This is a genomic window from Arthrobacter sp. 10L430, from assembly GCF_056395245.1.
On the sequence record NZ_JBFTJD010000006.1, the window covers coordinates 89,289 to 110,533 of the forward strand.

At 62.4% G+C, this 21,245-nt stretch carries 19 protein-coding genes; 15 read left to right on the forward strand and 4 right to left on the reverse strand.

Going from position 1 to position 21,245, the window contains the following annotated elements; genetic code table 11:
- Position 1 precedes the first annotated feature (1 nt).
- The 3 genes from AC1DDG_RS08830 to AC1DDG_RS08840 all read left to right on the forward strand — a co-directional run bounded on the left by AC1DDG_RS08830 (position 2) and on the right by AC1DDG_RS08840 (position 2,753).
- Complete coding sequence (locus tag AC1DDG_RS08830) at positions 2-784, forward strand: ATP-binding cassette domain-containing protein (RefSeq protein WP_476875762.1); 783 nt, start codon at positions 2-4, stop codon at positions 782-784.
- Positions 781-1,857, forward strand: coding sequence for an SIS domain-containing protein (locus AC1DDG_RS08835; protein ID WP_476875763.1), 1,077 nt, complete (start codon positions 781-783; stop codon positions 1,855-1,857). Before AC1DDG_RS08830 ends, AC1DDG_RS08835 begins: the two co-directional genes overlap by 4 nt.
- 389 nt (positions 1,858-2,246) lie before the next feature.
- Complete coding sequence (locus AC1DDG_RS08840) at positions 2,247-2,753, forward strand: hypothetical protein (protein ID WP_476875764.1); 507 nt, start codon at positions 2,247-2,249, stop codon at positions 2,751-2,753.
- Between the two features lie 132 nt (positions 2,754-2,885).
- Here AC1DDG_RS08840 and AC1DDG_RS08845 read toward each other — a convergent pair whose 3' ends face one another.
- The 4 genes from AC1DDG_RS08845 to AC1DDG_RS08860 all read right to left on the reverse strand — a co-directional run bounded on the left by AC1DDG_RS08845 (position 2,886) and on the right by AC1DDG_RS08860 (position 6,633).
- Positions 2,886-3,692 (reverse strand): DeoR/GlpR family DNA-binding transcription regulator, encoded by an 807-nt coding sequence (locus tag AC1DDG_RS08845; RefSeq protein WP_476875765.1) that lies wholly within the window; start codon positions 3,690-3,692, stop codon positions 2,886-2,888.
- Positions 3,693-3,921: 229 nt separating this feature from the next.
- On the reverse strand, positions 3,922-4,881 hold the full coding sequence (locus tag AC1DDG_RS08850) for an aldose 1-epimerase family protein (RefSeq protein ID WP_476875766.1): 960 nt from the start codon (positions 4,879-4,881) through the stop codon (positions 3,922-3,924).
- Positions 4,882-4,915: 34 nt separating this feature from the next.
- The gene (locus tag AC1DDG_RS08855) at positions 4,916-5,641 is read right to left on the reverse strand and encodes an SDR family oxidoreductase (protein ID WP_476875767.1); all 726 of its coding nucleotides are present in this window, start codon (positions 5,639-5,641) and stop codon (positions 4,916-4,918) included.
- On the reverse strand, positions 5,638-6,633 hold the full coding sequence (locus AC1DDG_RS08860) for a class II fructose-bisphosphate aldolase (RefSeq protein ID WP_476875768.1): 996 nt from the start codon (positions 6,631-6,633) through the stop codon (positions 5,638-5,640). Before AC1DDG_RS08860 ends, AC1DDG_RS08855 begins: the two co-directional genes overlap by 4 nt.
- 15 nt (positions 6,634-6,648) lie before the next feature.
- Here AC1DDG_RS08860 and AC1DDG_RS08865 point away from each other — a divergent pair, with 15 nt between their 5' ends.
- The 12 genes from AC1DDG_RS08865 (at position 6,649) to AC1DDG_RS08920 (ending at position 20,402) form a co-directional block, all read left to right on the forward strand.
- Positions 6,649-8,058, forward strand: coding sequence for an FGGY-family carbohydrate kinase (locus tag AC1DDG_RS08865; protein WP_476875769.1), 1,410 nt, complete (start codon positions 6,649-6,651; stop codon positions 8,056-8,058).
- Positions 8,055-8,855 (forward strand): DeoR/GlpR family DNA-binding transcription regulator, encoded by an 801-nt coding sequence (locus AC1DDG_RS08870; protein WP_476875770.1) that lies wholly within the window; start codon positions 8,055-8,057, stop codon positions 8,853-8,855. Before AC1DDG_RS08865 ends, AC1DDG_RS08870 begins: the two co-directional genes overlap by 4 nt.
- Positions 8,852-9,823: a 1-phosphofructokinase family hexose kinase gene (locus AC1DDG_RS08875; protein WP_476875771.1), complete on the forward strand. Its 972-nt coding sequence runs from the start codon at positions 8,852-8,854 to the stop codon at positions 9,821-9,823. Before AC1DDG_RS08870 ends, AC1DDG_RS08875 begins: the two co-directional genes overlap by 4 nt.
- A 105-nt stretch (positions 9,824-9,928) precedes the next feature.
- On the forward strand, positions 9,929-11,005 hold the full coding sequence (locus tag AC1DDG_RS08880) for a sugar ABC transporter substrate-binding protein (RefSeq protein ID WP_476875772.1): 1,077 nt from the start codon (positions 9,929-9,931) through the stop codon (positions 11,003-11,005).
- A gap of 12 nt (positions 11,006-11,017) precedes the next feature.
- Positions 11,018-12,562 (forward strand): sugar ABC transporter ATP-binding protein, encoded by a 1,545-nt coding sequence (locus AC1DDG_RS08885; RefSeq protein ID WP_476875773.1) that lies wholly within the window; start codon positions 11,018-11,020, stop codon positions 12,560-12,562.
- Positions 12,563-12,600: 38 nt separating this feature from the next.
- Positions 12,601-13,713 (forward strand): ABC transporter permease, encoded by a 1,113-nt coding sequence (locus AC1DDG_RS08890; RefSeq protein WP_476875774.1) that lies wholly within the window; start codon positions 12,601-12,603, stop codon positions 13,711-13,713.
- A 10-nt stretch (positions 13,714-13,723) separates the two neighbouring features.
- Positions 13,724-14,260 carry a gluconate 2-dehydrogenase subunit 3 family protein gene (locus AC1DDG_RS08895; protein WP_476875775.1) on the forward strand — a complete coding sequence of 179 codons (537 nt, stop codon included), beginning with the start codon at positions 13,724-13,726 and terminating at the stop codon, positions 14,258-14,260.
- A complete protein-coding gene (locus AC1DDG_RS08900; protein ID WP_476875776.1) occupies positions 14,253-15,950 on the forward strand; it encodes a GMC family oxidoreductase in 1,698 nt (565 codons plus the stop codon). Before AC1DDG_RS08895 ends, AC1DDG_RS08900 begins: the two co-directional genes overlap by 8 nt.
- 105 nt (positions 15,951-16,055) lie before the next feature.
- Positions 16,056-17,150 (forward strand): nitrilase-related carbon-nitrogen hydrolase, encoded by a 1,095-nt coding sequence (locus tag AC1DDG_RS08905; protein ID WP_476875777.1) that lies wholly within the window; start codon positions 16,056-16,058, stop codon positions 17,148-17,150.
- Positions 17,151-17,273: 123 nt separating this feature from the next.
- Positions 17,274-18,287, forward strand: a complete 1,014-nt coding sequence (locus AC1DDG_RS08910; RefSeq protein ID WP_476875778.1) for an alcohol dehydrogenase catalytic domain-containing protein — start codon at positions 17,274-17,276, stop codon at positions 18,285-18,287.
- On the forward strand, positions 18,284-19,396 hold the full coding sequence (locus AC1DDG_RS08915; protein ID WP_476875779.1) for a Gfo/Idh/MocA family protein: 1,113 nt from the start codon (positions 18,284-18,286) through the stop codon (positions 19,394-19,396). The genes AC1DDG_RS08910 and AC1DDG_RS08915 overlap by 4 nt, the downstream gene beginning before the upstream one ends.
- A 64-nt stretch (positions 19,397-19,460) precedes the next feature.
- Positions 19,461-20,402, forward strand: coding sequence for an aldo/keto reductase (locus AC1DDG_RS08920; protein WP_476875780.1), 942 nt, complete (start codon positions 19,461-19,463; stop codon positions 20,400-20,402).
- The last annotated feature ends 843 nt before the right edge of the window (positions 20,403-21,245 follow it).

Here is a 21,245-nt window from a genome sequence, read left to right on the forward strand (position 1 = left end):
CATGACACTCTCACCTTCGGCAGCCGAGGCTGCCACCCCTGAATCCGCGTCCGCTCCGCCCCTCCGGCTCAAGGGCATCCACAAAAACTTCGGCGGCGTCGTAGCCATCAAGCACTTTGACCTGGAAGTAAAGGCCGGCGAGATCGTGGCCCTTGTCGGCGACAACGGCGCCGGCAAATCAACCCTGGTCAAGATCATCTCCGGGCTCTACCAGCCCAGCGACGGTGAAATCTGGCTGAACGGCGAACAGGTCAGCTTCCGGGACGCCTCCGACGCACGGACCAAAGGCGTCGAGGTCGTCTACCAGGACCTCGCCCTCGTCGAGGACCAGCCCGTCTACATGAACATGTTCCTCGGCCGGGAACTGACCAAGGGGCCGTTGGGCATCCTGGACAGGAAGGCCATGGCCACGCAGACGCAGGAGCTCGTGGACACCCTGGACGTGCGGATCCCCTCCGCCAAGGCCACCCTGAGCGATCTGTCCGGCGGGCAGCGCCAGGGCGTCGCGATCTGCCGCGCCACGCACTGGGCCAGCAGCCTCGTGCTCATGGACGAACCCACCGCGGCGCTTGGCGTCGCCGAGACGGCCAAGGTTGAGGAAGTCATCCTCAAACTCCGCTCCAGGGGCGCCGCCGTGCTCATCGTCAGCCACAACATGGACCAGGTGTTCCGCATCGCGGACCGCGTCTCGGTACTCCGCCGAGGGACCCAGGTTGGCACCAAGAGGCTGGCCGAAACATCCCACAACGAGGTCGTGGCCATGATTACTGGACTGAGCTCATGACCGCTGAAGGGCACCCCTTGCCAGGGGACCACATGCGGGCCGAGATCGCCGAACAGCCAGCACGCTGGCAGGATCTCATCAGCCAACAACAGCCCCGCCTCCTGGAAGCTGCGGAACTGTTCCGCACCATCAACCCGGAGCTATTAGTCTTCGCGGCCCGCGGGTCCAGCGATCATGCCGCCATGTACGGCCAGTATCTGGCCCACAACCTCCTCGGCATACCCGCCTCGCTATCGACGCCGAGCACGGTCACGGCGTTCGGCACGGAACTGCGGTATCCGAGGTCGATCATGCTGGCCGTGTCGCAGTCCGGCGAGTCACCGGACCTCCTCGACACCGTTAGCGCCGCAAAGCGGGCCGGAGTCCCCGTTATTGCCGTAACCAACAACGAATCGAGCACGCTTGCAGCTTTGGGTGATGTGCATGTCAACCTCACGGCAGGACCTGAGCTTTCAGTGGCAGCCACCAAGACCTACACGGCCGAACTGCTCGCCCTGTATGTCGTACTGACACTCGCCGCAGGCGGTTCCTGGAGCGAGATCAAAACACGGGCGAACGCAGCCATCGAAGCCGCGAACCGGGTAATCGACCGGGCCGCGTCGTGGGGGAAACGGCTTGCAGAGACCCTCCAGGACGCTGACAGGGTCCTGGTGGTCGGCCGTGGCTACTCAATGTCGACGGCAAAGGAAGGAGCGCTGAAGCTGATGGAGACCAACTCCATGGCAGCCTCGGGCTGGAGCGCCGCCGACGCGACCCACGGGCCCCTCGGACAAGTGGAGCCGGGCACACCCGTCATTGCTCTCACAGCCAGCCCCGGAGGGCGCGAATCCGTTCACGCATTTGCACAGGCGGCCCGCGCCCTTGGCGGCCGAACCATCATCATCGGGCCACACGGAAGTGATGATGAGGACGGCCTTGAAATTCCGGCTGCCGGTGCCTCCGGCCTCGATCCCGCGCTCCTGCCCCTGATGGAAATCATCCCCCTGCAGCAACTGGCGCTGTGCCTGGCCCTGCGCCGAGGACTGGACCCAGACCGCCCCCCGGGACTCAAGAAGGTGACAAAAACTATTTGACGACTCCCGGGGAACGGCCGCCGCGCCGCCGTCAGTAGACGTAGCGGTGGAGATGGCCACTTACAGCGCGGCGGCCACACCGGCCGTGGTTACCAACCCCTTACGCCCGTCCGGATTCTTGAACGTCAAGGGGCCGGCCGGAGCTTGAACTCCCCAAACGACCTCCATGAGCTCGCTGCCGGACGACCAGGACCGGTACCTGGTGCATAGTGTCCTTCGCTGATGGGTTGGTCGTGGCGGAGGGGTGGTTCTTGGTTTCATGCGTTTTCCTCTTCGGAGCGAGATGTGGGCGAAGGGGACAATGCAGGAGCCGCCCCTAGGATCAGAGTCCTTCGCGCAGACTTTTCTCGCCGTTATTGACGTGAAGTAATTCAAATTAAGGAGAACGAATGGCGCCGCATGTCCGCATGCCACTTCCGATCCCTGTGCTAGCGGTGCTGACTTGGTTCGATGACGAATGTCAGCTTCTAGTTCATTGTCAGGGAGACATCCCGTGTTCCGGGTCCTTCATCGTGGGGCTTGAGGTGAAAGGCGATGGCGGGGGGATCCGACACTGCTGCATCGAGTATTCAGACGCTTCGCCGGCCGGAATCTTCACTTTCGACCTTACAGAGAACCTTCAGTTTGCCCATGACGTTGCCACCGTGAACTCGAACGGATCCGTTCTCGAAGGACGGTTTCCGGCCTGGGCGGTCGGCACTCCGGGTGCCGAATGGTCTTTTTCGGCGTTTTGCATCCAAAACGGAGTGACCACCGCCCGCGGCATCGAAGTCGAGCAGTCTCGGGGCCGGGCAGGGCCGGAAGCAGTGAGTGACCTCCACCCACCTGCTACCCAGTCGAGTCGCCGGGCGACCACCGATATTGTGTCAGACCGTTTCCACTTCGAGCCCAACTGACGGCAGAGCTTCGAGTATCTCAGGCTCTATGCCCAGCAGTTCTGTGGCAGCTGTCCGGGCGGATTCCTCGCCACGAGCGAGCTTGGTTTGGCCTTGAGAAATGAGGTGCGCGGCGGCCTTCGGTGAGTAATTTCAGACCGTTTCCACTTCCACGCCAGCTGACCGTAACGACTCGAGCATCTGTGGCTCTATGCCATCATCCGTTAGGACAAGGTCGATGTCGGCCAACCCTGCGTGTTTCCAATTGCTGACCCGTCCAAATTTACTGTGGTCTGCCAAGAGGATCCGGCGGCGGGCGCTGGCACACATCAGCCGCTTCACTGCGGCTTCGGCGGCGTCGGGCGTGGTGAGTCCTCGGTCGAGTGAAACGGCGCTGGCTCCCAGGAAGGCGACGTCCACGTTGATGTCGGACAGGGCGCGGGCGGCCCAGTCATCCACTTCCGCTGAAGTAACCGGGCGGACCCGGCCCCCGAGCGTGTATACCGTGAGGAGAGGCGAGTCCATCAGCGTCATGGCGATCGAGAGCGTGTTGGTGTAGACGCTCATCGGCCTGTCCCGGGGAAACAAGTCAGCGAACCGTGCGGTAGTTGACCCTGCATCGATGAGCACCGACCCGTCGGCAGGGAGGTGACGGAGTGCTGCGGCGGCTATTCGGGTCTTTTCCTCTGTGAAGGCAGTCCTGGAGGCAACGGGGGGCTCGTAGGTGAGCCGTCCGACGGGTACTGCTCCGCCGTGGACCCGCTTGATGAGCCCGAGCTGCTCAAGGGCCACCAGATCCTTGCGGACGGTTTCGTTCGTGACTCCCAGCTCCAGGGCAATAGCTGTGGCATCGGCACGCCCTTCCGTCCGGAGCGTCGTCAGGATGAGTTCCCGCCTTTGGTCGGGAAAAGGGACACGGGTCTCGAGACGTGTGGTGGCCGGGTCTGCGGCTGGGGTCATGCGGCCTCCTTCAAGTGTGGCGTCAGTAATGTACCCAACCGTGTCACGAAAAGTGCCCTAATGAGAAGCCAGGTTAAGACAACCTTGGCTGGTTCACCGCCGGACGTGACACTTTAGGTCCGCAAAGGGTGCCGTGGCCATGTTTCGGCAGGAACGCCGCGCCATGATCCCCACCCGCGCGGCCCTCCTATGGGTATGCAGTTGGCCCCTGTTCAGTTGTCACCCGCCGTTAGATGGCGAAAATGGTCCAGCTTGCGATGTGCCTCGCCCCGGGCAGGAGGTGAACGACGTCTTCGCCGGAGTTGAACGCATCGGGCGGGCAGCTCATCGGTTCGACGGCAAGTCCGAGCCGGTGGCGCTCAGCGACCACGTGGTCGGCGGTGTGGACCTGGACCCAGTCGCAAGACCGATCCCAGCGGATTCCGACGCCGGATCCACCGGGATCCGTGAGCCGAACCGTTGCATTCCCCTGCGGATCCCGGACGAGGTCGGTGAATGGATGATCGATTTCGACGCCGCCCAATGTCCGTGCCTCGCGGAAGTCAAAAGGCCCGTCAGCAGCCCGGCGCCTGCCCAGCGGCAGAAGCCGGTCGGGGGTGACCTCCAGGAATGTGTCGGCCGGCAGCTCGAGGCTCCAGGAATTGAGTGGTGATTTCCCGGCCACCAGGTAGGGGTGCGGACAGATCCCGTAAGGTGCGGTGTGATCGCCCGTATTGGTAGCTGACACTTTTGTGTGGAAGCCGCCATTGTCCAGCCGATAGGTGACGTCCAGCAACACCGAAAACGGGTAGCCTGCGCTTGGCCTGATTTGGTGCCGCAACCGGACGCCGGATGGCTCCGATGAAACCAGGGTCCACGGCCGTTCACAGACCAGGCCATGTAGGGCGGCGTCACGTTCTGGTTCGTTTACGGGCACCCGAAGCTCCTGCCCTTTATATGTATAGCGTCCATCCGCGATGCGGTTTGGCCAGGGGGCCACCAACGCGCCGCGGTAGTCGGGAACCGGCTCGTCTGCCATGAACCCCGCAATGAGGTCGCGGGCACGGAAGCGGAGCTGTCTGACGGTAGCTAGTTGTTCGGTTACGACGGCGGTGTAGTTGGCCGCCGATATTTCGTACTGCGCCCCGGTGGCGCCGATGCTCACATTTTGGGCTGTCTTCACGATTTCTTCCTGGCTGGTCTTCTCCACTGCAATTCCTAAGCCTTGTCGGCATATTGGCTTTCTAGCCCCACGATTGTTCGGACATATGCCGGAAGGCAACCTCAAGTATCCGCATGTGCCGCGGGCGGGAGAGAGCAAAGAGCACAACCTCGGCGACATCGGCAGGAGTCATCATGTCTTCCAGTTCCGGCATGCCCGGCCGGCGCAGGCCGCGTCCCATCCCGAAATTGCTAGCGACACCTCCGGGACAGATATTCGTGCAGCGGATGCTGCTGCCCCTAAGCTCGTGATCCAGCGATCGCGTGAATCCGACTTGGGCGAACTTGGTGGCAACGTATGCGGCTTCATCGGGCAGCCCCCGGCGGCCAGCTTCGGACGCCACAGTGATGATGTCCCCTGCGCCTCTTTCCTTCAGATAGGGAAGAGTGGCTTCCACGGTGTGGAAGAGGCCCGTCACATTCACCTCGGTCATCTCCTGAATGTCACTGTCGGGGGTGTCGATGAAAGGTCCCCAGGAGCCGACCCCGGCGTTGGCGACGACGATGTCGATACCTCCAAAATGCTCGGCCGCCCGCGTGGCGGCGCCCTTCATCGCCTCCCTATCCCTGACATCGGCCGCAACCGTCAAACTGTTGGGAAGCCGGGAACCCGAGCCGGATCTGGACACGATGCATACAGCCGCTCCGGATTGGGACAGGGCGTCCGCGACGGCGGCACCGATGCCGCCGCTGCCTCCCGTAATGAAAGCGGTTTTGCCCAACAGCGGCCGGTTGACGGTCTCGTTCATGATTGTCCTGTCCTAGGTGAAGAAATAGCTTTCAACGCTTCACGTACGACCCGGGCGGTCCGGGTCCGCGCTGGTGCCAGGTACTTGCGGGGATCCACCAGGTCCTGGGCGCGGAGAGCCTCCCGGACGGCCTCCGTAAAGGCGATGTTCAGCATGGTCCCGATGTTGATCTTGGTCATGCCGGCCTCAATGGCAAACGCTAGTTCTGTGCTCGGAACGCCAGAAGATCCGTGCAATACGAGGGGCACGTCGACGACGGCGCGGATCCGTCCGATCAGGTCATGGTCAAGAAGCGCTGTCTGGGCGGTCATCGCATGTGAGCTCCCCACGGCAACAGCAAGAGAGTCGACGCCGGTGGACTCGATGAAGGCCGCCGCTTCCGCCGGATCGGTTCGGACGCCAGGGGCGTGCGCACCGTCTTTCCCCCCCACCTCGCCAAGCTCGGCTTCAAGATGCCAGCCCTGGGTTCGGGCAAAGGAAACCGCTCTCCGGGTAGCGGCAATGTTTTCCGCGATGGCGAGCTTCGATGCATCAAACATGGCGGAGGAGACCCCCGTCCCCACTGCCTGCTCCAGAAACTGAAACTCTTCGATATGGTCCAGGTGCAAGGAAACGCGGGCATCCGACGCTTCCGCCATGGCGGCTAGACCGGCCAGCAGCGGCCTGACCTGGCCCCGGTGGAACTTGACGCAGTTTTCGCTCACCTGCAGCACGGCAGGAAGCCCGAGTTCTTCGGCGGCTTCAACGATCGCCTCGCCATGTTCAAGATTGATGACGTTGAAGGCAGCCAGCCCGACCCCGCCGGCCATCGCCTCCCGCAACAACTCTCCGGTGTGGACCACAGGCATGCAATTCTCCTCAGTTAATTTCCCGAAACCCGGGACGAAAGCTTTGTAGGCGGCTGCGATCACAGGACTTTCGGATGTGACCTTGACAACACTCCAAGCAAACACAATAATATCCAATAGAACGCAATAAGCAATGGGAGCCAAGGAGGTGACAAAGCGATGGTGCTAACAGTCGGTCTGGATGTCGGAACTACATCAAGCAAGGCAGTAGTTGTCAGTGAAAACGGGAAGGTCCTGGCTCAGGGCCGTGCCCGAACGCCGTGGGACACCTCGCCGTCCGGCGTGCAGGTCGCCGCTTGCGATTTGTTGGAATCAGCAAAGGCGGCTCTGTCACTAGCCCTGAAGGATGCGCCCTCCGGCCGGATTGTCGCGCTCGGCATTACCAGCATGGGCGAGTCGGGTGTCCTCATTGATGCCCAAAGCCGGCCACTCACTCCCATAATCGCGTGGCATGACACCCGGGACGGCCAGGAGCTGGCGGACCTGAGGAACCATGTCACGGAGGACGATTTCGCAAGGCGGACGGGTCTGCCCTTGCGGGCCCAATGGTCGCTGACGAAACACCGGTGGTTGCTGGACCATGTCCCCGCCGCCGGCCGCGCCGTGCGCCGGTTGAATATCGCCGAATGGATAGCTTTTTCACTCGGCGGCGAAGCGGTCACAGAACAATCTTTGGCATCCCGCACGGGCTGGCTTGACTTGGCGACCCGAGACTGGTGGAGCGAAGCCCTGGAGTGGTCGGGCCTCAACGTATCCCTCCTGCCGGAGCTGGTCACGGCCGGCACCAATATCGGCACCGTTGCGGCCAAGGCGGGCTTGAGCCGTCTAACAGGAGCCGCGCTCACGGTCGCAGGTCATGACCATCAGGCCGCGGTTGTCGGCGCAGGTGCCGGCGGAACAAGAGACGTACTGGACTCCTGCGGCACCGCAGAAGCCCTCGTTCGAACGATTGATCCCGGTCTGGAGCCGGGCGCTGTCCTTAAACTGACCCGGGCGGGCATCACCGTTGGCTGGTCGGCTATTGCGGACAAGTGGACGATGCTGGGCGGCACGCAAGCCGGCGTGATCCTGCAGACCACCCTGTCCATGCTCGGGCAGTCCACCCGTGACATCCGCCGTCTGGACGGGGAAGCAGCAGGCACCCGCACTGGCGCCCTTCGACTCAGAGGCAAAGATCCCGCGGCGCTAACTCTCGAAGGGATATCGGGCCACGTGACCCCGGCCCGGGTATGGATGGCCGCCGTGGACGCGGTCACAGCCCAGGCGGACGAAGTCCACTCCTCGATGAACGCCGTGGTCGGTCCGCATGCCTCCATGGTGGTGACTGGTGGATGGTCCCGCAGTACGGCACTCCTCGAGGCCAAGGAGCGCGCCTTCGGTAAGGTGCGGCTCTCCTCGGTCCAGGAGACCGGAGCCCGCGGAGCGGCCCTGTTTGGCGGAATGGCTGCGGGCCTCTTTGGAGACATTCATGACTTTCCGGCGCCGGCCCAAGCTCCCGTTGCGGCTTTCCCGCAGCAGGGCTCCCCCGCCGGGCCGGACAACACCTCAAAAGACAGGGTGCCCTCATGACCGAAATCGAAGACGCTTCCCGTCAAGACCAGCGGCTGCTCTATCCGGAACAACGCCGCGAATTCATCCTAACCATGCTCCGTACAGAGGGACGGGTCGACGCAACAGGAATCGCCGAGGACCTCGCTGTAACCAATGAAACGGTCCGAAAAGATCTGGTGTTCCTGGAACAGTCTGGCCTGTTGCGGCGCGTACATGGGGGTGCGGTGCCGGTCGGTCGCCTGACCTATGAACCCGCGGTTGCCAGACGCACTGGCTTTGCCGAAGAAAAGACCCGGATCGCCAAGGCGGCCCTGGAACACCTTCCCACGGGCGGGTCAGTGCTGATCGACGCAGGTTCGACCACTGCGCGTCTGGCGGATCTATTCCCCCGCGACCGGGAGATGACGGTTTATACGAATACGCTCACCATCGCGGCCTCCCTGCTTGACCGGCCTCTGCTGACCGTCTACACCTTTGGTGGCCGGATAAGGCCGCTGACGGCGGCCCAAGTGGACCACTGGGCCGCCAGATCACTCGGTGAGATCAATGTTGACGTGGCTTTCCTAGGAGCAAACGCAGTGTCCGTGGATCGCGGGTTGACCACTCCGGACCCTGCAGAGGCAGCCGTCAAGAGGATCATGCTTTCCAGCGCGCGCAAGAGAATCCTACTGACTGACCACAGCAAGTTTGGCTGCGTAAGTAACTGCAAGCACGCTGATCTGGCCGATATCGACCTCATGATTACCGACAAAGGCGCGGACAGCCGTGAACTTAAGGCCCTGAGAGCGGCGGGAGTCGAGGTGCAGCTGGCATGATTGTGACCGTTTCACCGAACCCCAGTTTGGACCGGACCATGCGCGTTGAAGCGCTGCCCCGTGGAGAGGTTGTACGCAGCCTGCGGGCCTACAGCGAGCCGAGCGGCAAAGGCGTGAATGTGGCGGTTGCATTGCACGCCCACGAGATCGACGTCCTGGCGGTTCTACCCGCAGGCGGCTTCGCCGGCACACAGATCACTTCGATGCTGGCCGCCATGGGTGTGCCCTTCCTTGCCGTACCGATCGCGGACGAGATCCGCAGCAACGTCAGCCTCGTGGAGCCCGACGCGACCGTGACGAAGATCAATGAGCTCGGCCCCACGCTCGACCGGGCGGAAGCGGCATCTCTGGTCAGCGCGGCACTGAACGGCGTCGGCGAAGGCGACTGGATGGTCGCCTGCGGGACACTGCCCGTCGGCGAAGTCGAGTCCATATACACGGACCTGGTAGTCGGCACACAGGTGCGGAACGCACGCGTCGCTGTCGATACCTCGGGCGAGGCCCTGCGGAAAGTGCTGCAGTACGGGCCGGACCTCATCAAACCCAACGCCAGCGAGCTCGCTGAGCTCACCGGCAGGGCGCTGGAGAATCTCGGTGACGTCGTCGACGCCGCTGCAGAACTCCGGCAACGAGGTGCACGGGCAGTCCTGGCCAGCTTGGGATCCGACGGAGCAATCCTCCTCGACGATTCCGGCTGCTACTACGGTCGTGCTCGAGTTGATAGCGTCGTCAGCGCCGTCGGCGCCGGCGACGCGTTGCTTGCCGGCTTCCTGGCCGGCGGTGGAAGTGGAAGCCAAGCCCTGCGTCAGGGCATGGCGTGGGCGGCTGCCGCCGTTCAGCACGAGGGCACTCTTTATCAGGGCCAGGGCGTCTCGATAAATGTGGAAATCAGCGACGATCTCGACCGTACCCGAGCCCTCAAGGAACCATGCACTGACTGGTATCAGCCGGAAGAATGCCCCCGCTAGTCCCTGCCGGCCAACAATCTCTACGCCACGGCGGTGGTCTTACGTCCGTCATCGGGCTTGCACCCCACCAATTTGTGGCTACACCCTACCCATTTTAGGAGCATCATGCTTACAAAACGCTCTACGCGCTTCGCTCTCATCTCCTCCCTGGCTGCCGCAACAATGATTGTCGCGACGGGATGCAGCGGGTCGGCCCCAGCCGCCACCCCGTCCTCCAACGAAAAAGGCCTGATCGGCATCTCGATGCGCTTCATCGCCGGAAACTCCTGGCTAAGTACCATGTCCGACGGCGCCGTGAAGTCAGGCAAAGCCAAGGGTTACACCATGGAGGCGGTCGATGCGCAAGGAAGCGCGCAGACCCAGATCCAGCAGATGCGCACCTTCATCAACAAGGGAGCCAAGGCGATCATCATCGAACCCGTTGGTGACCGAAACGTAGCCAGCGGCATTGAAGCTGCAAAGGCTGCCGGCATCCCCGTCGTTGTCGTCAACGACAGGGTCTCCGAAGAGCTCGCCAAGCAGGTCGCCTGCAACGTTCACGACGACGGCGAGGCTACCGCAGCGCTCGTGGGCGAGAAGGCAGCCGCCGCAGCCGTGGCGAAGAAGGGCGAAAACTCCACCATCAACCTGTACATCCAGGCGTTGTTCCCTCAGGAACTCGTAACGGAGAGCCGGGAGAAGGGCTTCATGGCCGGCTGGGAGAAGTACATGGCCCAGCACCCGGGTGTGAAGACCAAGCGGATCCCTAACAACTACGGCGAAGCGCTGCCGGACAAGACGCTGGCCGCCATGCGGAACGTCCTCGCCGGCAACCCGGATATCGACGTCGTGTTCAACCAGACGGACGTCGTCATGCCCGCCGTTACCGAAGCACTCAAGGGCTCCGGGCTGATGGACCAGCAAGGCAACACCAAGGTCGTCATCGCCGGATTTGACGGCGGAATGGACGTGATCAAGAGCATGTCCACTAACCCGTCTTCACCTGTCGTGGCCGACGGCTTGAACCAGCCGGCCTTGCAGGCGGGTTACGCCGTGGATGAGGCGATCGCCGCCGTGGCCGGCAAACCGACCGGCAAGTGCAGCGGCTCACCTGCCACGCGTGTGCTCCCCGCTCTCGCTGTCACACCACAGGACGCGTCCAAGTACGTCACCGACAGCCTCGCCTTCGCCGGCGAAGAATAAGCAGGAGAAATCATGACTGCGCCCGCTGAGATTGCCTCACGGTCACTGATCGCAGTGGCCGGGGTGTCCAAGGCCTACCCCGGCACCCAGGCCCTGAGTAATATCGATCTGCACATCATGCCTGGAGAAATCCACGGCATTGCCGGGCAGAACGGTGCCGGGAAGTCCACGCTGGTAAGGATTCTGTCCGGAGTGGAAAAGCCTGACTCCGGAACAGTCCTCCTTGACGGGGTTCCGGTCAGTTTCGACAATCCACATGCGGCCCAGCGGGCGCGGATCATGACGGTGCATCAGGAATTGAGCCTGATGCCACACCTGTCCGTAGCCGAGAACATCTACGTCGGCGAGCTGCCCCGGACGGTGCTTGGAACTGTCGACTGGCGGGCGGTCCGGTCGCAGGCACGCGAACAGTTGCTCCGCCTCGGGTTCGATCTCGACGTCCGGGCCTCCGTCGGTTCCCTGCCGATCGCGCACCGGCAGGCAGTGGAAATCGCCAAGGCTGTCAGCGGCGACGCCCGGGTGCTGATTCTGGATGAACCGACCGCTACATTGCCCCGGCACGACGTCCGCCAGCTGTTTGACCTCCTCAACCAGCTGAAGAAACTTGGCATCGCCATCATCTACATCTCGCATCATTTCGACGAAATGTATGAGATCTGCGACAAAATCTCCGTGTTTCGTGATGGCAGGCGGGTGGCGGTCCATGAGGCCGACGCGAGCCGCCATGACCTGATCCTGCAAGCAATGCTGGGCGGAGTGAGCACGGAACAGTCGGCGAAACTGCAACTGGGTTCCAGCGAGACGCCCCGGCTGGGGGTGGGCCGAGCCACCGGAGAGGTGGCCCTGGCCGTCCGGGGGCTCCGGGATGGCCATGACCTGCATGGCATCGACTTGACGCTCCATCGCGGGGAGGTGCTGGGCGTCGCCGGCCTGTCCGGGAACGGTCAAAGCCAGCTGGCGGCGGCCCTGTTCGGGGCCGAGAAATCGACCCAGCAGAGTTTCGAGATTAACGGCCGGAAGCGGCACACAGCGGATCCCGCAGAATCGATCAGGCTCGGCCTCGGGCTGTTGCCGGAGGAACGCAAGACCCAAGGCCTGGCGCTGACGATGTCCGTGACCGAGAACATCACCATGGCCTCACTTGCGAAGTTTTCGCCCGGGTTCTTCCTAAACCGGGGCAGCGAACACAGGGCCGCCCTCCGCATGCGGGACGCGCTGGCCATAAAAGTGGCGTCCGTAGGGCAACCCGTCGGCAACCTCAGCGGCGGCAATCAGCAAAAGGTTGCCCTCGCCAAGTGGCTGGTCAGCGGCGTCAAGACGCTGATCATCGTGGAACCCACAAGAGGCGTGGACGTGGGTGCAAAGCTCGAAATCTATGAGCTTATCCGTCAGTTCGTGGAAGACGGCGGCAGCGTCATCGTGATCACCTCAGAAATCGATGAAGCGCTCATGTGCGACCGCGTGCTGATCCTCAGCCGTGGCCGGATCTCCGGGTCCGTGGACCGTGCCGAGATCGACGAACACGGCGAAGCCGCCGTCCTCAATCGATTCAACTGATCACCCAAGAACCAGTTCTAACAATGGAGTTGTAACTCGTGGCCCTCAATACCAGTCCAGTCACCCCGCCTCAGCCCCAGACCTCCGGTCTGTCCGCTGCCGTCAATGCCCTCCGGACATTCACCAACTCGCTTGGCTCCAAGGGATATCTCTTCGTGGTCGGAGCCCTTGTGCTGGCGGTGGGGAGCGTTCTTTCTCCCTATTTCATGACGTCCCGGAACCTGATAGCCGTGCTCATTACGGCATCGGTTGTCTCCGTGCTTGCCGTCGGCCAGTATCTGGTCATCGTCACCGGCGGCATTGATCTTTCCGTCGGGGCCGTAGCCGCACTATCCTCCGTCACTGTGGGGCTTGCCCTGCAGGCAGGCGTCTCTTGGCCATTGGCGCTGCTGCTGGCGCTGCTGGTCGCTGGCTTCGTGGGCGTCTTCAACGGTCTGATGATCGTTTATGGAGGAATTACCCCGTTCATCGTGACACTCGCGATGATGAGCATTGCCCGTGGAGTGGCGTACATCCTGCAGACCGGGCGCCAGGTGGCCATCGATGATCAGGGTTTCCTTTCCGCTTTTACCGCAGATTTGGGGCCGCTGCCTGCCCCTGTCGTCATCGCCATGATTGTCATGATCGTCTTGGCCGTGACCATGTCACAGACGCGCTACGGACGTCGCCTTTTCGCGATCGGCGGGAACCCCGACGCTGCACGGCTTTCGGGTCTTCCGATCAAGCGGGACATCGTGGGTGCCTACTTCTGTTCGTCTCTGCTGGCAGGGCTCGGCGGCGTCATGATCGCCGCCCAGTTGACGGAAGGCAGCGCAATTATCGGCGAAGGATACGAGCTGAACGCTATCGCGGCCGTAGTGGTAGGCGGCGCGTCACTGTTCGGTGGCACGGGAGACCCCATCAGCGCGGTGCTCGGCGGCCTGATCATCGCCGTGATTCTCAACATCATGGATCTGCTTGGAATCCAGGCCCAGCCGCAGCTGATCGTCAAAGGTGCAGTCATCCTCCTCGCAGTGCTGTTCACCAGCGGGGTGGGAAACAAGCTCCCTGGTGCGATACGAAAGCTCGTGTTCCAGAAGCGCTATACCGGGAAGGGTTCCGACCTCCCGTCCGAAGGAAAGGAAAAGGAGAAGATCGATGCCGCCAAGTAGCGATACAACCGTGACCCAGTGGCAGTTCCTCACGCAGGCAGAGGCCGAGACAATCGAGGCCGTCTGCGAACGTATCTTCCCGAACGACGACGGCAGGGCGGGTGCCCGCGATGCGCGCGTGATTGTCTTCATCGATCGGACCGCTGCGGACGAGGACGAAGCCTTGCGCCTGTGCTACCGAGAAGGCGTCCAGGCACTCAATGCCTTCAGTAACGACCTGTACGGGTCCCCGTTCGCCGAATTGTCCGGCGACGCCGCGGACAGCCTCCTGGAGCGGATTGAGAATGCTGAGTCCTCTTCCCACCCGGATGTGCCCCACCCGCTGGCGACCTTCTTCGCCCTTGTCTGGGAACACACCATCCAAGGCATGTTCTGTGACCCGAAGTACGGCGGAAACCACGACACACTCGGCTGGCAGCTGGTCGGCTTCCCCGGAGCGCAATGGGGCTACAACGCCGAACAGATGAAGCCCGGGTTCGACTCAACCATCATCCCCATCAAATCCCTGGAAGATCTACGCAACGAATTGAGGGGCGCGAATGCCTGAAAAAGCAGAGGCCATCGTCGTCGGCCTGGGCGCATCGGGCGGCATCATCGCTGAACAGCTGACCAAGGCCGGCGTGCGTGTCCTTGCCCTGGACAAGGGCCCGATGCACAGCAACGAGGAGTTCACCTTCAAGCATGACGAGGTCAAGTACTACTCCCGGGGCTCCCTCGTTCCCCAGCTGTCCACCGATCCGGTGACGTGGCGGCCGAATGAAGCGACCGAGGCCCAACTTCTGCCGTGGGCAGCCGGCGTCCGCGGCAACAGCGAACCGCTGCACCTGCCGCCGTCGATCGGCCCCGGCGGCGGAACGCTTCATTGGGGCGGTGCCTCCTGGCGCCACCGCGACTCCGACTTCCGTATGAAGTCACTCATCGAGGAACGCTTCGGGCCCGCGGCGCTGGACGGCGACTCCACCATGGTGGACTGGCCGGTGAGCTACGGCGATCTGGAGCCCTACTACGACAAGGTCGAATGGGAACTCGGCGTCTCCGGCCAGGCCGGGAACGTCAAGGGAATACACAATCCGGCAGGCAGCCCATTCGAATCTGACCGCCAGCGCGAGTACCCGATGCCGCCCTTGCGCCGGGCACCGGCCGACGACCGTTTCAGGGCCGCCTGTGAAAGACTTGGCTACCGCCCATTCCAGCAGCCCGCGGCCGTGGCCTCCACGGACTACAAGTCGCTGAAGGGCTGCGAATACTGCGGCTTCTGCCATGGGTTCCTGTGTCACGTCAACGCCAAGCAGTCCAGCCGTATCACCTCGGTGGAGATGGCGCTCCAGACCGGCAACCTCGAAATCCGCTCCTCCTCCCGCGTCTTCCGGTTGAACCGCGACGCGACAGGACGCAGAATCACCGGCGTCTCCTACTTCGACGCTGATGGCGTGGTGCACGACGTTGAATCGGACCTGGTGGTTGTCGCCTGCTACGCCCTCGAAAACAGCCGGCTGCTGCTCGCTTCCGGCATCAACGCCAACGGACAGGTGGGTCAGAACTTTATGACCCACAGCTTCGGCTGGTGCACACTGGTGTTGCCGGAGTTCAGCAACCCGTTCATGGCGCCCCTGGTGGCCGCCAGTGTGGTGGATGATCTCAATTGCGACGGTGTGCCGGAGAACGACGAAGGTGTTCTCTGGGGATCCGTCCTCACGAGCATCCCCGGAGACCTGCAGCCCATCGAGGCCGCACACAACCTGCCACCGGGCATGCGCCGCTGGGGCGGGGAATTCAAGGACTGGTTTTCCGAGAATTACCGCAAACTCATGGGCATCCACAACCAAATTCCGAGTTTCCCGACGAAACGGTACTACTGCGACCTGGACCCGGTGGTAAAAGACAAGTTCGGTCAGCCCGCGCTTCGAATCACCCACGACTGGTCCCAGCACGACGTTGCGGCGCTGAACTACTTCGAAAAAGTAAAGTGCAACATCGCCGACGAAATGGGCGCCACCCAGTTCTGGTCCGAACCCAACCCGCCGGCTTATCACCTTTCCACCCATGAAGTCGGCACCCACCGCATGGGAGAGAATCCCGCGGATTCCGTCGTGGACATTTACGGCGAGTCCCATGAATGCAAGGGTCTCTACGTGGTTGGAGGCGGGCAGTTCCCTACGTTGTCCGGCTACAACCCCACCCAGACCTTGCAGGCTCTCGCGTACCTGAGCGCCGACCGAATTCTGGAGAAGGTCTAGCACCTCCGGGTGATGCTTCTCCAGACCAGCAAGACCATCTGTAAACCGAACAGTCGGCCTGAATCCAGGTCGACTGCAGTGAAGAAAAAGAAAGAGAAGAAACCAATGGTTGACCCGTATTCCATCGTGGCCCTGTCCAACGTCGTCCACACGATCAAGAAGCGCGAAGACGCGATCGAAAACACGAAGCGCATCTGCGATTTCATGGACCCGGCCGTCATGGTCGCCGGCACCGACGGCGCACCCGTGAAGCTGGTAGTCCTGCCCGAGATGGCGATCCAGGGCATGCTGCCGGACTTCAAGGCCGGCAACAAGGAGGCCCACGAAGCGTTCGCCATGACGATCCCCGGACCCGAAACCGACATCCTGGGCCAGAAAGCCCGCCAGCTTAACACCTACATCGCCGGTGAGCTGTATCTGGTCAAGGACGAGGACTTCCCGGGCCACCTGTTCAACGTGGCGTTCATCATCGATCCCAACGGTGAAGTCATTTACAAGCGCTACAAGTCCACATCCGACGCCTACGAAGGGGGCGCGCTGGGCACCACGAACCCGCACGACATCTGGGACGAGTTCGTAGAAAAGCGCGGCAACGGCAGCGTGCTGGACGCGTTCTTCCCGGTGGCCAGGACCGAGATCGGCAATATCGGCTACATCATCTGCCACGAAGGCGCCTACCCGGAGACCTCTCGTGGCCTGGCGATGAACGGTGCCGAGATCATCATTCGTGGCACGCTGATCGAACCGCAGGTGGGCGCCGGAATGTGGGACCTGCAGAACCGCGCCCATGCCATGTTCAACCAGGTCGTCGTCGTCGCTCCGAACCTCGGCCCGCAGCGCAACGACGACGGCAGCCTGTTCGATCTGTTCGGCGGCCAGTCAATGATCGTGGACCACAAGGGTAACGTGCTGGTGAAGCAGGCTGGCGTCAGCGGCGGCGACTCGTTCGTGAGCTCCGTCATCGACCTCGAGGCCCTGCGCCGCTCACGCAGCGCCAACGGCGTCACCAACTGGTTCAAGGACCTGCGCACCGAAATGTACGCCGGCATCTACGAGCAGCCGATCTACGAAAAGAACCAGTACCTGACGGCACCCCCCACTGAAGGCTGGCTGGCCCGCGAGGAGAAGCGCCGCGCAGGCAACATCGACAAGCTCATCGAACGCGGCCTGCTGGTCCCGCCGTCGGGCAGCTCCCTCTAGGAGAGCGTCCGTCTGGTCCACTGACGGATAATGCGGGCGCCCCGGTCACCGGGCCCGGGCGCCCGCACACCCTTTACCATCGTCGTCCTCCGAAATCATCCGGAGCACCTGAAAGCGAGCCGCATGTACGCCACCATCCTCCGCACCCCCGGCCCCATCGAAAGCAACCCGCTGGACTACGTCGAAGTCCCCGAACCGACACCTGGCCCCGGCGAAGTATCGGTCGAGGTATTGGCTTGCGGAGTATGCCGTTCCAATCTCCACATGATCGAAGGGGACTGGCTACCAGGAACCCCGACCAGCTTGCCCATCATCCCGGGCCACGAGGTGGTCGGCAGGGTCAAGGAGCTCGGCGCCGGCGTCACCAACCTGACCGTAGGTGACCGGATCGGCGTCCAGCCTATTTGGTCCACGTGCGGTCTCTGCGGACATTGCCTGACAGGGAACGAGCAGCGCTGCCGTGCACGCCAGATCACCGGTGAAACGCGCCACGGCGGCTATGCCGAAGTCATGCTGGCCAACGCGGCCTACGCCTACAAAATACCTGACGGGCTCTCCGACGCCGAAGCGGCCCCGTTGCTGTGCCCTGGCATAACCGCACACGGTTCAGTCAAAAAAGCGCAATTGTCCCCGGGCCAGAAAGTGGGCATCTTCGGCGTCGGCGGCGTCGGTCACATGGTCCTACAAATGGCCGCCCTCACCGGGGCCGACGTTTACGCCGTCTCCAGGAGTGGAGCCCACCGTGACTTGGCTGAAGAGCTGGGTGCGACAGCGTCGTATGTCCCGGCCGGGCATGAAGGCGGCCCGGTGCTGCCGGACGCCTCGCTGGACGCTGCCATTGTCTTCGCGCCATCGGATCATGCCGTTGCCGATGCCATCCGCGTGGTCAGGCCAGGCGGACGCGTGGTTCTCGGGGTGGCCCAGTCGGTAGGGCCCCTGGACATTGGGGACGAAAAGACAGTGGTCGGCTCCGTGCTGGGCAGCCGCTGGGAGATGTCCGAGGTGCTGGGGCTGGCCTCCGACGGAAAACTACGCTCCGTGCACGAGGACTTTCCTCTAAGCGAAGCCAACCTCGCGCTGTCGCGGTTGAAGTCCGGTGACCTTCTGGCTCGGGCCGTTCTGATTCCGGGCGCATGAACACCAACGCCAAAGTGCAACCGCACCGGTTTCTCATCGTCGGACGCGGCTGGCGCGCCGACTTCTACTTCCGCATCGCCCGGCAACTGCCGGAACTTTTCACCTGCGTGGGCGCGGTCACGCGGACCGCCGAGGGCGGAGCGGAGATCGAGCTGCAGTGGCAGTTGCCGACTTTCCGCACCATCGATGAGGCTGTCCAGCTTTTGCGGCCGGACGTAGCAGTGACCTGTGTTCCGCGGGAAGCTAACCTGGACGTACTGCGGACCTTGGTCGCGCTGGGCATCCCCGTCCTGACCGAGACCCCGCCCGCGATTGACGTTTTCTCGATGACTGAGTTGTGGAACGACGTCGGCCACACAGGACTCGTTCAGGTAGCTGAACAGCACCCGTACCTGCCTACAATTGCCGGTGTCCGATGCCTGATCGAAGACGGTGCGTTCGGCGAGGTTAGTTCTGCGTCCGTCTCCTGGACCCATGATTATCATGCCATTGCCATCCTCCGGGCGCTCATGGACACGGGCAGCGATCCCGTACGTGTCCTCGCAAGCGCCCAGGATGTTCCCATCATGGCCGGGCCGGACCGAACCGGATGGCCCGAAAACCAGAATCTTGGGACCGAACACCAGACGCTCGCCATTCTCCGTTTTGGCAGCAAGACGGGCTTCTACGATTTCACCGATACCCAGTGGTTCAATCCACTGCGTAGGCGGCAGATCCAGGTTCGCGGCAGCCACGCCGAACTGGTGAGCGACCAGCTCACGTGGCTAGCGGACGACGGCGCACCTGTCAGCGCCCCGATCGTGCGCCGTCAACTCGGCATCGACGGCAACCTGGAGGGGGCCGACCTGGACACCCTGAGCGTCGGGGGCCGGGTCATCTACCGCAACCCGTTCCCGGGCGCGCGGCTCTCGGACGAGGAGATCGCCATTGCCGTATGCCTGCTGAACACACTTCCAGAAAATCGTTCCGAGGGATACTCCCTTGCTGACGGCTGCCAGGACCACTATCTCTCCCTTCTGATACATGAAGCTGCTGGATCGGAAGGGAGCACCAACTCCAGGCTTCAACCTTGGTCAAACGCGCAGCACTGCGCGGAGACTCTGTCCTGACCGTAAAACTACGACTTTTGATACAACCCATGGTCGTACACAACAGATAAGCAAAGGAAAAAGCATGGAAAACCGAGCTCTTGGCCGTACCGGGCTGTCAGTCTCGCCCGTTTGCGTGGGAACGAGCGCCCTGGGCAGCCATCCCACTCAGTACGGTTACGAAGTCAGCACTGATACCGCCGTGGCGACCATCCGCAAAGTCATGGAAGGTCCATTCAATTTCGTCGACACGTCCAACGAATACGGCCACGGGGGCGACAGCGAACGCCGGATCGGCCAGGCACTCGCGGAAGCGGGCGGCCTGCCGGAGGGCTTCGTCGTGGCCACCAAGGTAGACCCGATCGTCGGGACCAGGGACTTCTCGGGAGACCGTGTCCGCCGGTCCGTGGAGGAAAGCCTTCAACGGCTCGGCCTGGACCGTCTTCAGCTCGTCTACTTCCACGATCCCGAAAAGATCACCTTCGAAGAAGGCACCGCGGCCGGGGGTCCCCTCGAGGCCCTCATTGAACTGAGGGACCAGGGCGTGATCGAACACCTCGGCGTCGCCGGCGGCCCCATCGACCTTGAGCTGAAGTATCTGGCAACCGACGCCTTCGACGTCGTCATCAGCCACAACAGATACACCCTTGTGGACCAAACAGCCGAACCGCTCATTCAGGACGCAGCCTCCCGGGGCGTCGCGTTCGTCAACGCCGCACCGTTTGGTGGCGGAATGCTCGTCAAAGGCCCCGACACCGTTCCCAACTACTGCTACGGACCGGCCAGCCAGGCCATCATCGAGCGGGTGCGAAAGATGCAGAAGCTTTGTGAGACGTACTCGGTGCCTCTGGCCGCCGCCGCCCTTCAGTTCTCCACCCGCGATCTCCGTGTAGCATCCACCATCGTCGGCATGTCCGAACCCGGCCGCGTCGACCAAACAGCACGTCTGGCCGAATGGGACATTCCGGCTGAACTCTGGTCCCGGCTCCTTCCCCTGGCCGCTGCCGGTACGGGAGAACTGGGCTAGCTACAGGTCGTGAGTTCGACGTTTCCGCCATCGATTTGATGTGTTAGGTAGATCCGCATACGCAATTATTTCGGAGTTTCCGAATTAGACAATACGCGTACGGGTTTCAGGACATGTTCCTCCCGAATGGCGCCGGCTGAAACCATCGCAGCCCTGAGATTCAGCAATAGGAATAAACAGGATCAGGACCGGAAGCTAGTCTGCTTTTGGTCCTGATGCTATTAAATTGAGCCCGCGTTTCAAGATCGAAGTCGGGGATCTTGAGTGCGGTTCGGGCTGGACACAAGATAATCTGTTCTCCAGGTGAGTTCCACGGAAAAACAAAACACCTTGAAAGCGTTGACCACCGTCTTCACGGAGCGGTACCACCGGACTCCCCTACTGCCTCCGAATTCAGCCCCCCGTGGCGACAACCCCCGCGGCAGCCGTGCGGAGCTGACGAGACTCCGGGCTTGCTTTCCTCACGGGTCCGGCTGCAAGCCGATAGGCTTGATTATGTCAAGCTGGTTGCCGAGGCAACAGAAGTTGCCGCATATTGACCTGATTTGCGCAGCAGCGTGTTGCGCGATTGGCAGATCATCGCGATGAACGCCCAGTTCAAGAAGATCCGCGGGATGGCGCTAACGCGCCAAAATTCTCGCGCTCACTGCAGAACTCGAGACCGTCTCCCGACACAAAGCCGGTACCTCAGTCAAAATGTCGATGCCGACCGCCCGTTCGTGCACAAGATCCACAATGTTCCTCCTCTTGGCTCGAATCCAGAGCGTCCGCCATGGGAAAGACAGGAATGAATCAGGAATCTATTACTCGTGCTCGAAGCAACATTCCACGGTTCCCGTGGAG

Excerpts from the sequence above, each read along its gene's own strand:
- AC1DDG_RS08830 (WP_476875762.1), top strand. The coding sequence starts at position 2 with ATGACACTCTCACCTTCGGCAGCCGAGGCTGCCACCCCTGAATCCGCG.
- AC1DDG_RS08835 (WP_476875763.1), top strand. The coding sequence starts at position 781 with ATGACCGCTGAAGGGCACCCCTTGCCAGGGGACCACATGCGGGCCGAG.
- AC1DDG_RS08840 (WP_476875764.1), top strand. The coding sequence starts at position 2,247 with ATGGCGCCGCATGTCCGCATGCCACTTCCGATCCCTGTGCTAGCGGTG.
- AC1DDG_RS08845 (WP_476875765.1), bottom strand. The coding sequence starts at position 3,692 with ATGACCCCAGCCGCAGACCCGGCCACCACACGTCTCGAGACCCGTGTC.
- AC1DDG_RS08855 (WP_476875767.1), bottom strand. The coding sequence starts at position 5,641 with ATGAACGAGACCGTCAACCGGCCGCTGTTGGGCAAAACCGCTTTCATT.
- AC1DDG_RS08865 (WP_476875769.1), top strand. The coding sequence starts at position 6,649 with ATGGTGCTAACAGTCGGTCTGGATGTCGGAACTACATCAAGCAAGGCA.
- AC1DDG_RS08870 (WP_476875770.1), top strand. The coding sequence starts at position 8,055 with ATGACCGAAATCGAAGACGCTTCCCGTCAAGACCAGCGGCTGCTCTAT.
- AC1DDG_RS08875 (WP_476875771.1), top strand. The coding sequence starts at position 8,852 with ATGATTGTGACCGTTTCACCGAACCCCAGTTTGGACCGGACCATGCGC.
- AC1DDG_RS08880 (WP_476875772.1), top strand. The coding sequence starts at position 9,929 with ATGCTTACAAAACGCTCTACGCGCTTCGCTCTCATCTCCTCCCTGGCT.
- AC1DDG_RS08885 (WP_476875773.1), top strand. The coding sequence starts at position 11,018 with ATGACTGCGCCCGCTGAGATTGCCTCACGGTCACTGATCGCAGTGGCC.
- AC1DDG_RS08900 (WP_476875776.1), top strand. The coding sequence starts at position 14,253 with ATGCCTGAAAAAGCAGAGGCCATCGTCGTCGGCCTGGGCGCATCGGGC.
- AC1DDG_RS08905 (WP_476875777.1), top strand. The coding sequence starts at position 16,056 with ATGGTTGACCCGTATTCCATCGTGGCCCTGTCCAACGTCGTCCACACG.
- AC1DDG_RS08910 (WP_476875778.1), top strand. The coding sequence starts at position 17,274 with ATGTACGCCACCATCCTCCGCACCCCCGGCCCCATCGAAAGCAACCCG.
- AC1DDG_RS08915 (WP_476875779.1), top strand. The coding sequence starts at position 18,284 with ATGAACACCAACGCCAAAGTGCAACCGCACCGGTTTCTCATCGTCGGA.
- AC1DDG_RS08920 (WP_476875780.1), top strand. The coding sequence starts at position 19,461 with ATGGAAAACCGAGCTCTTGGCCGTACCGGGCTGTCAGTCTCGCCCGTT.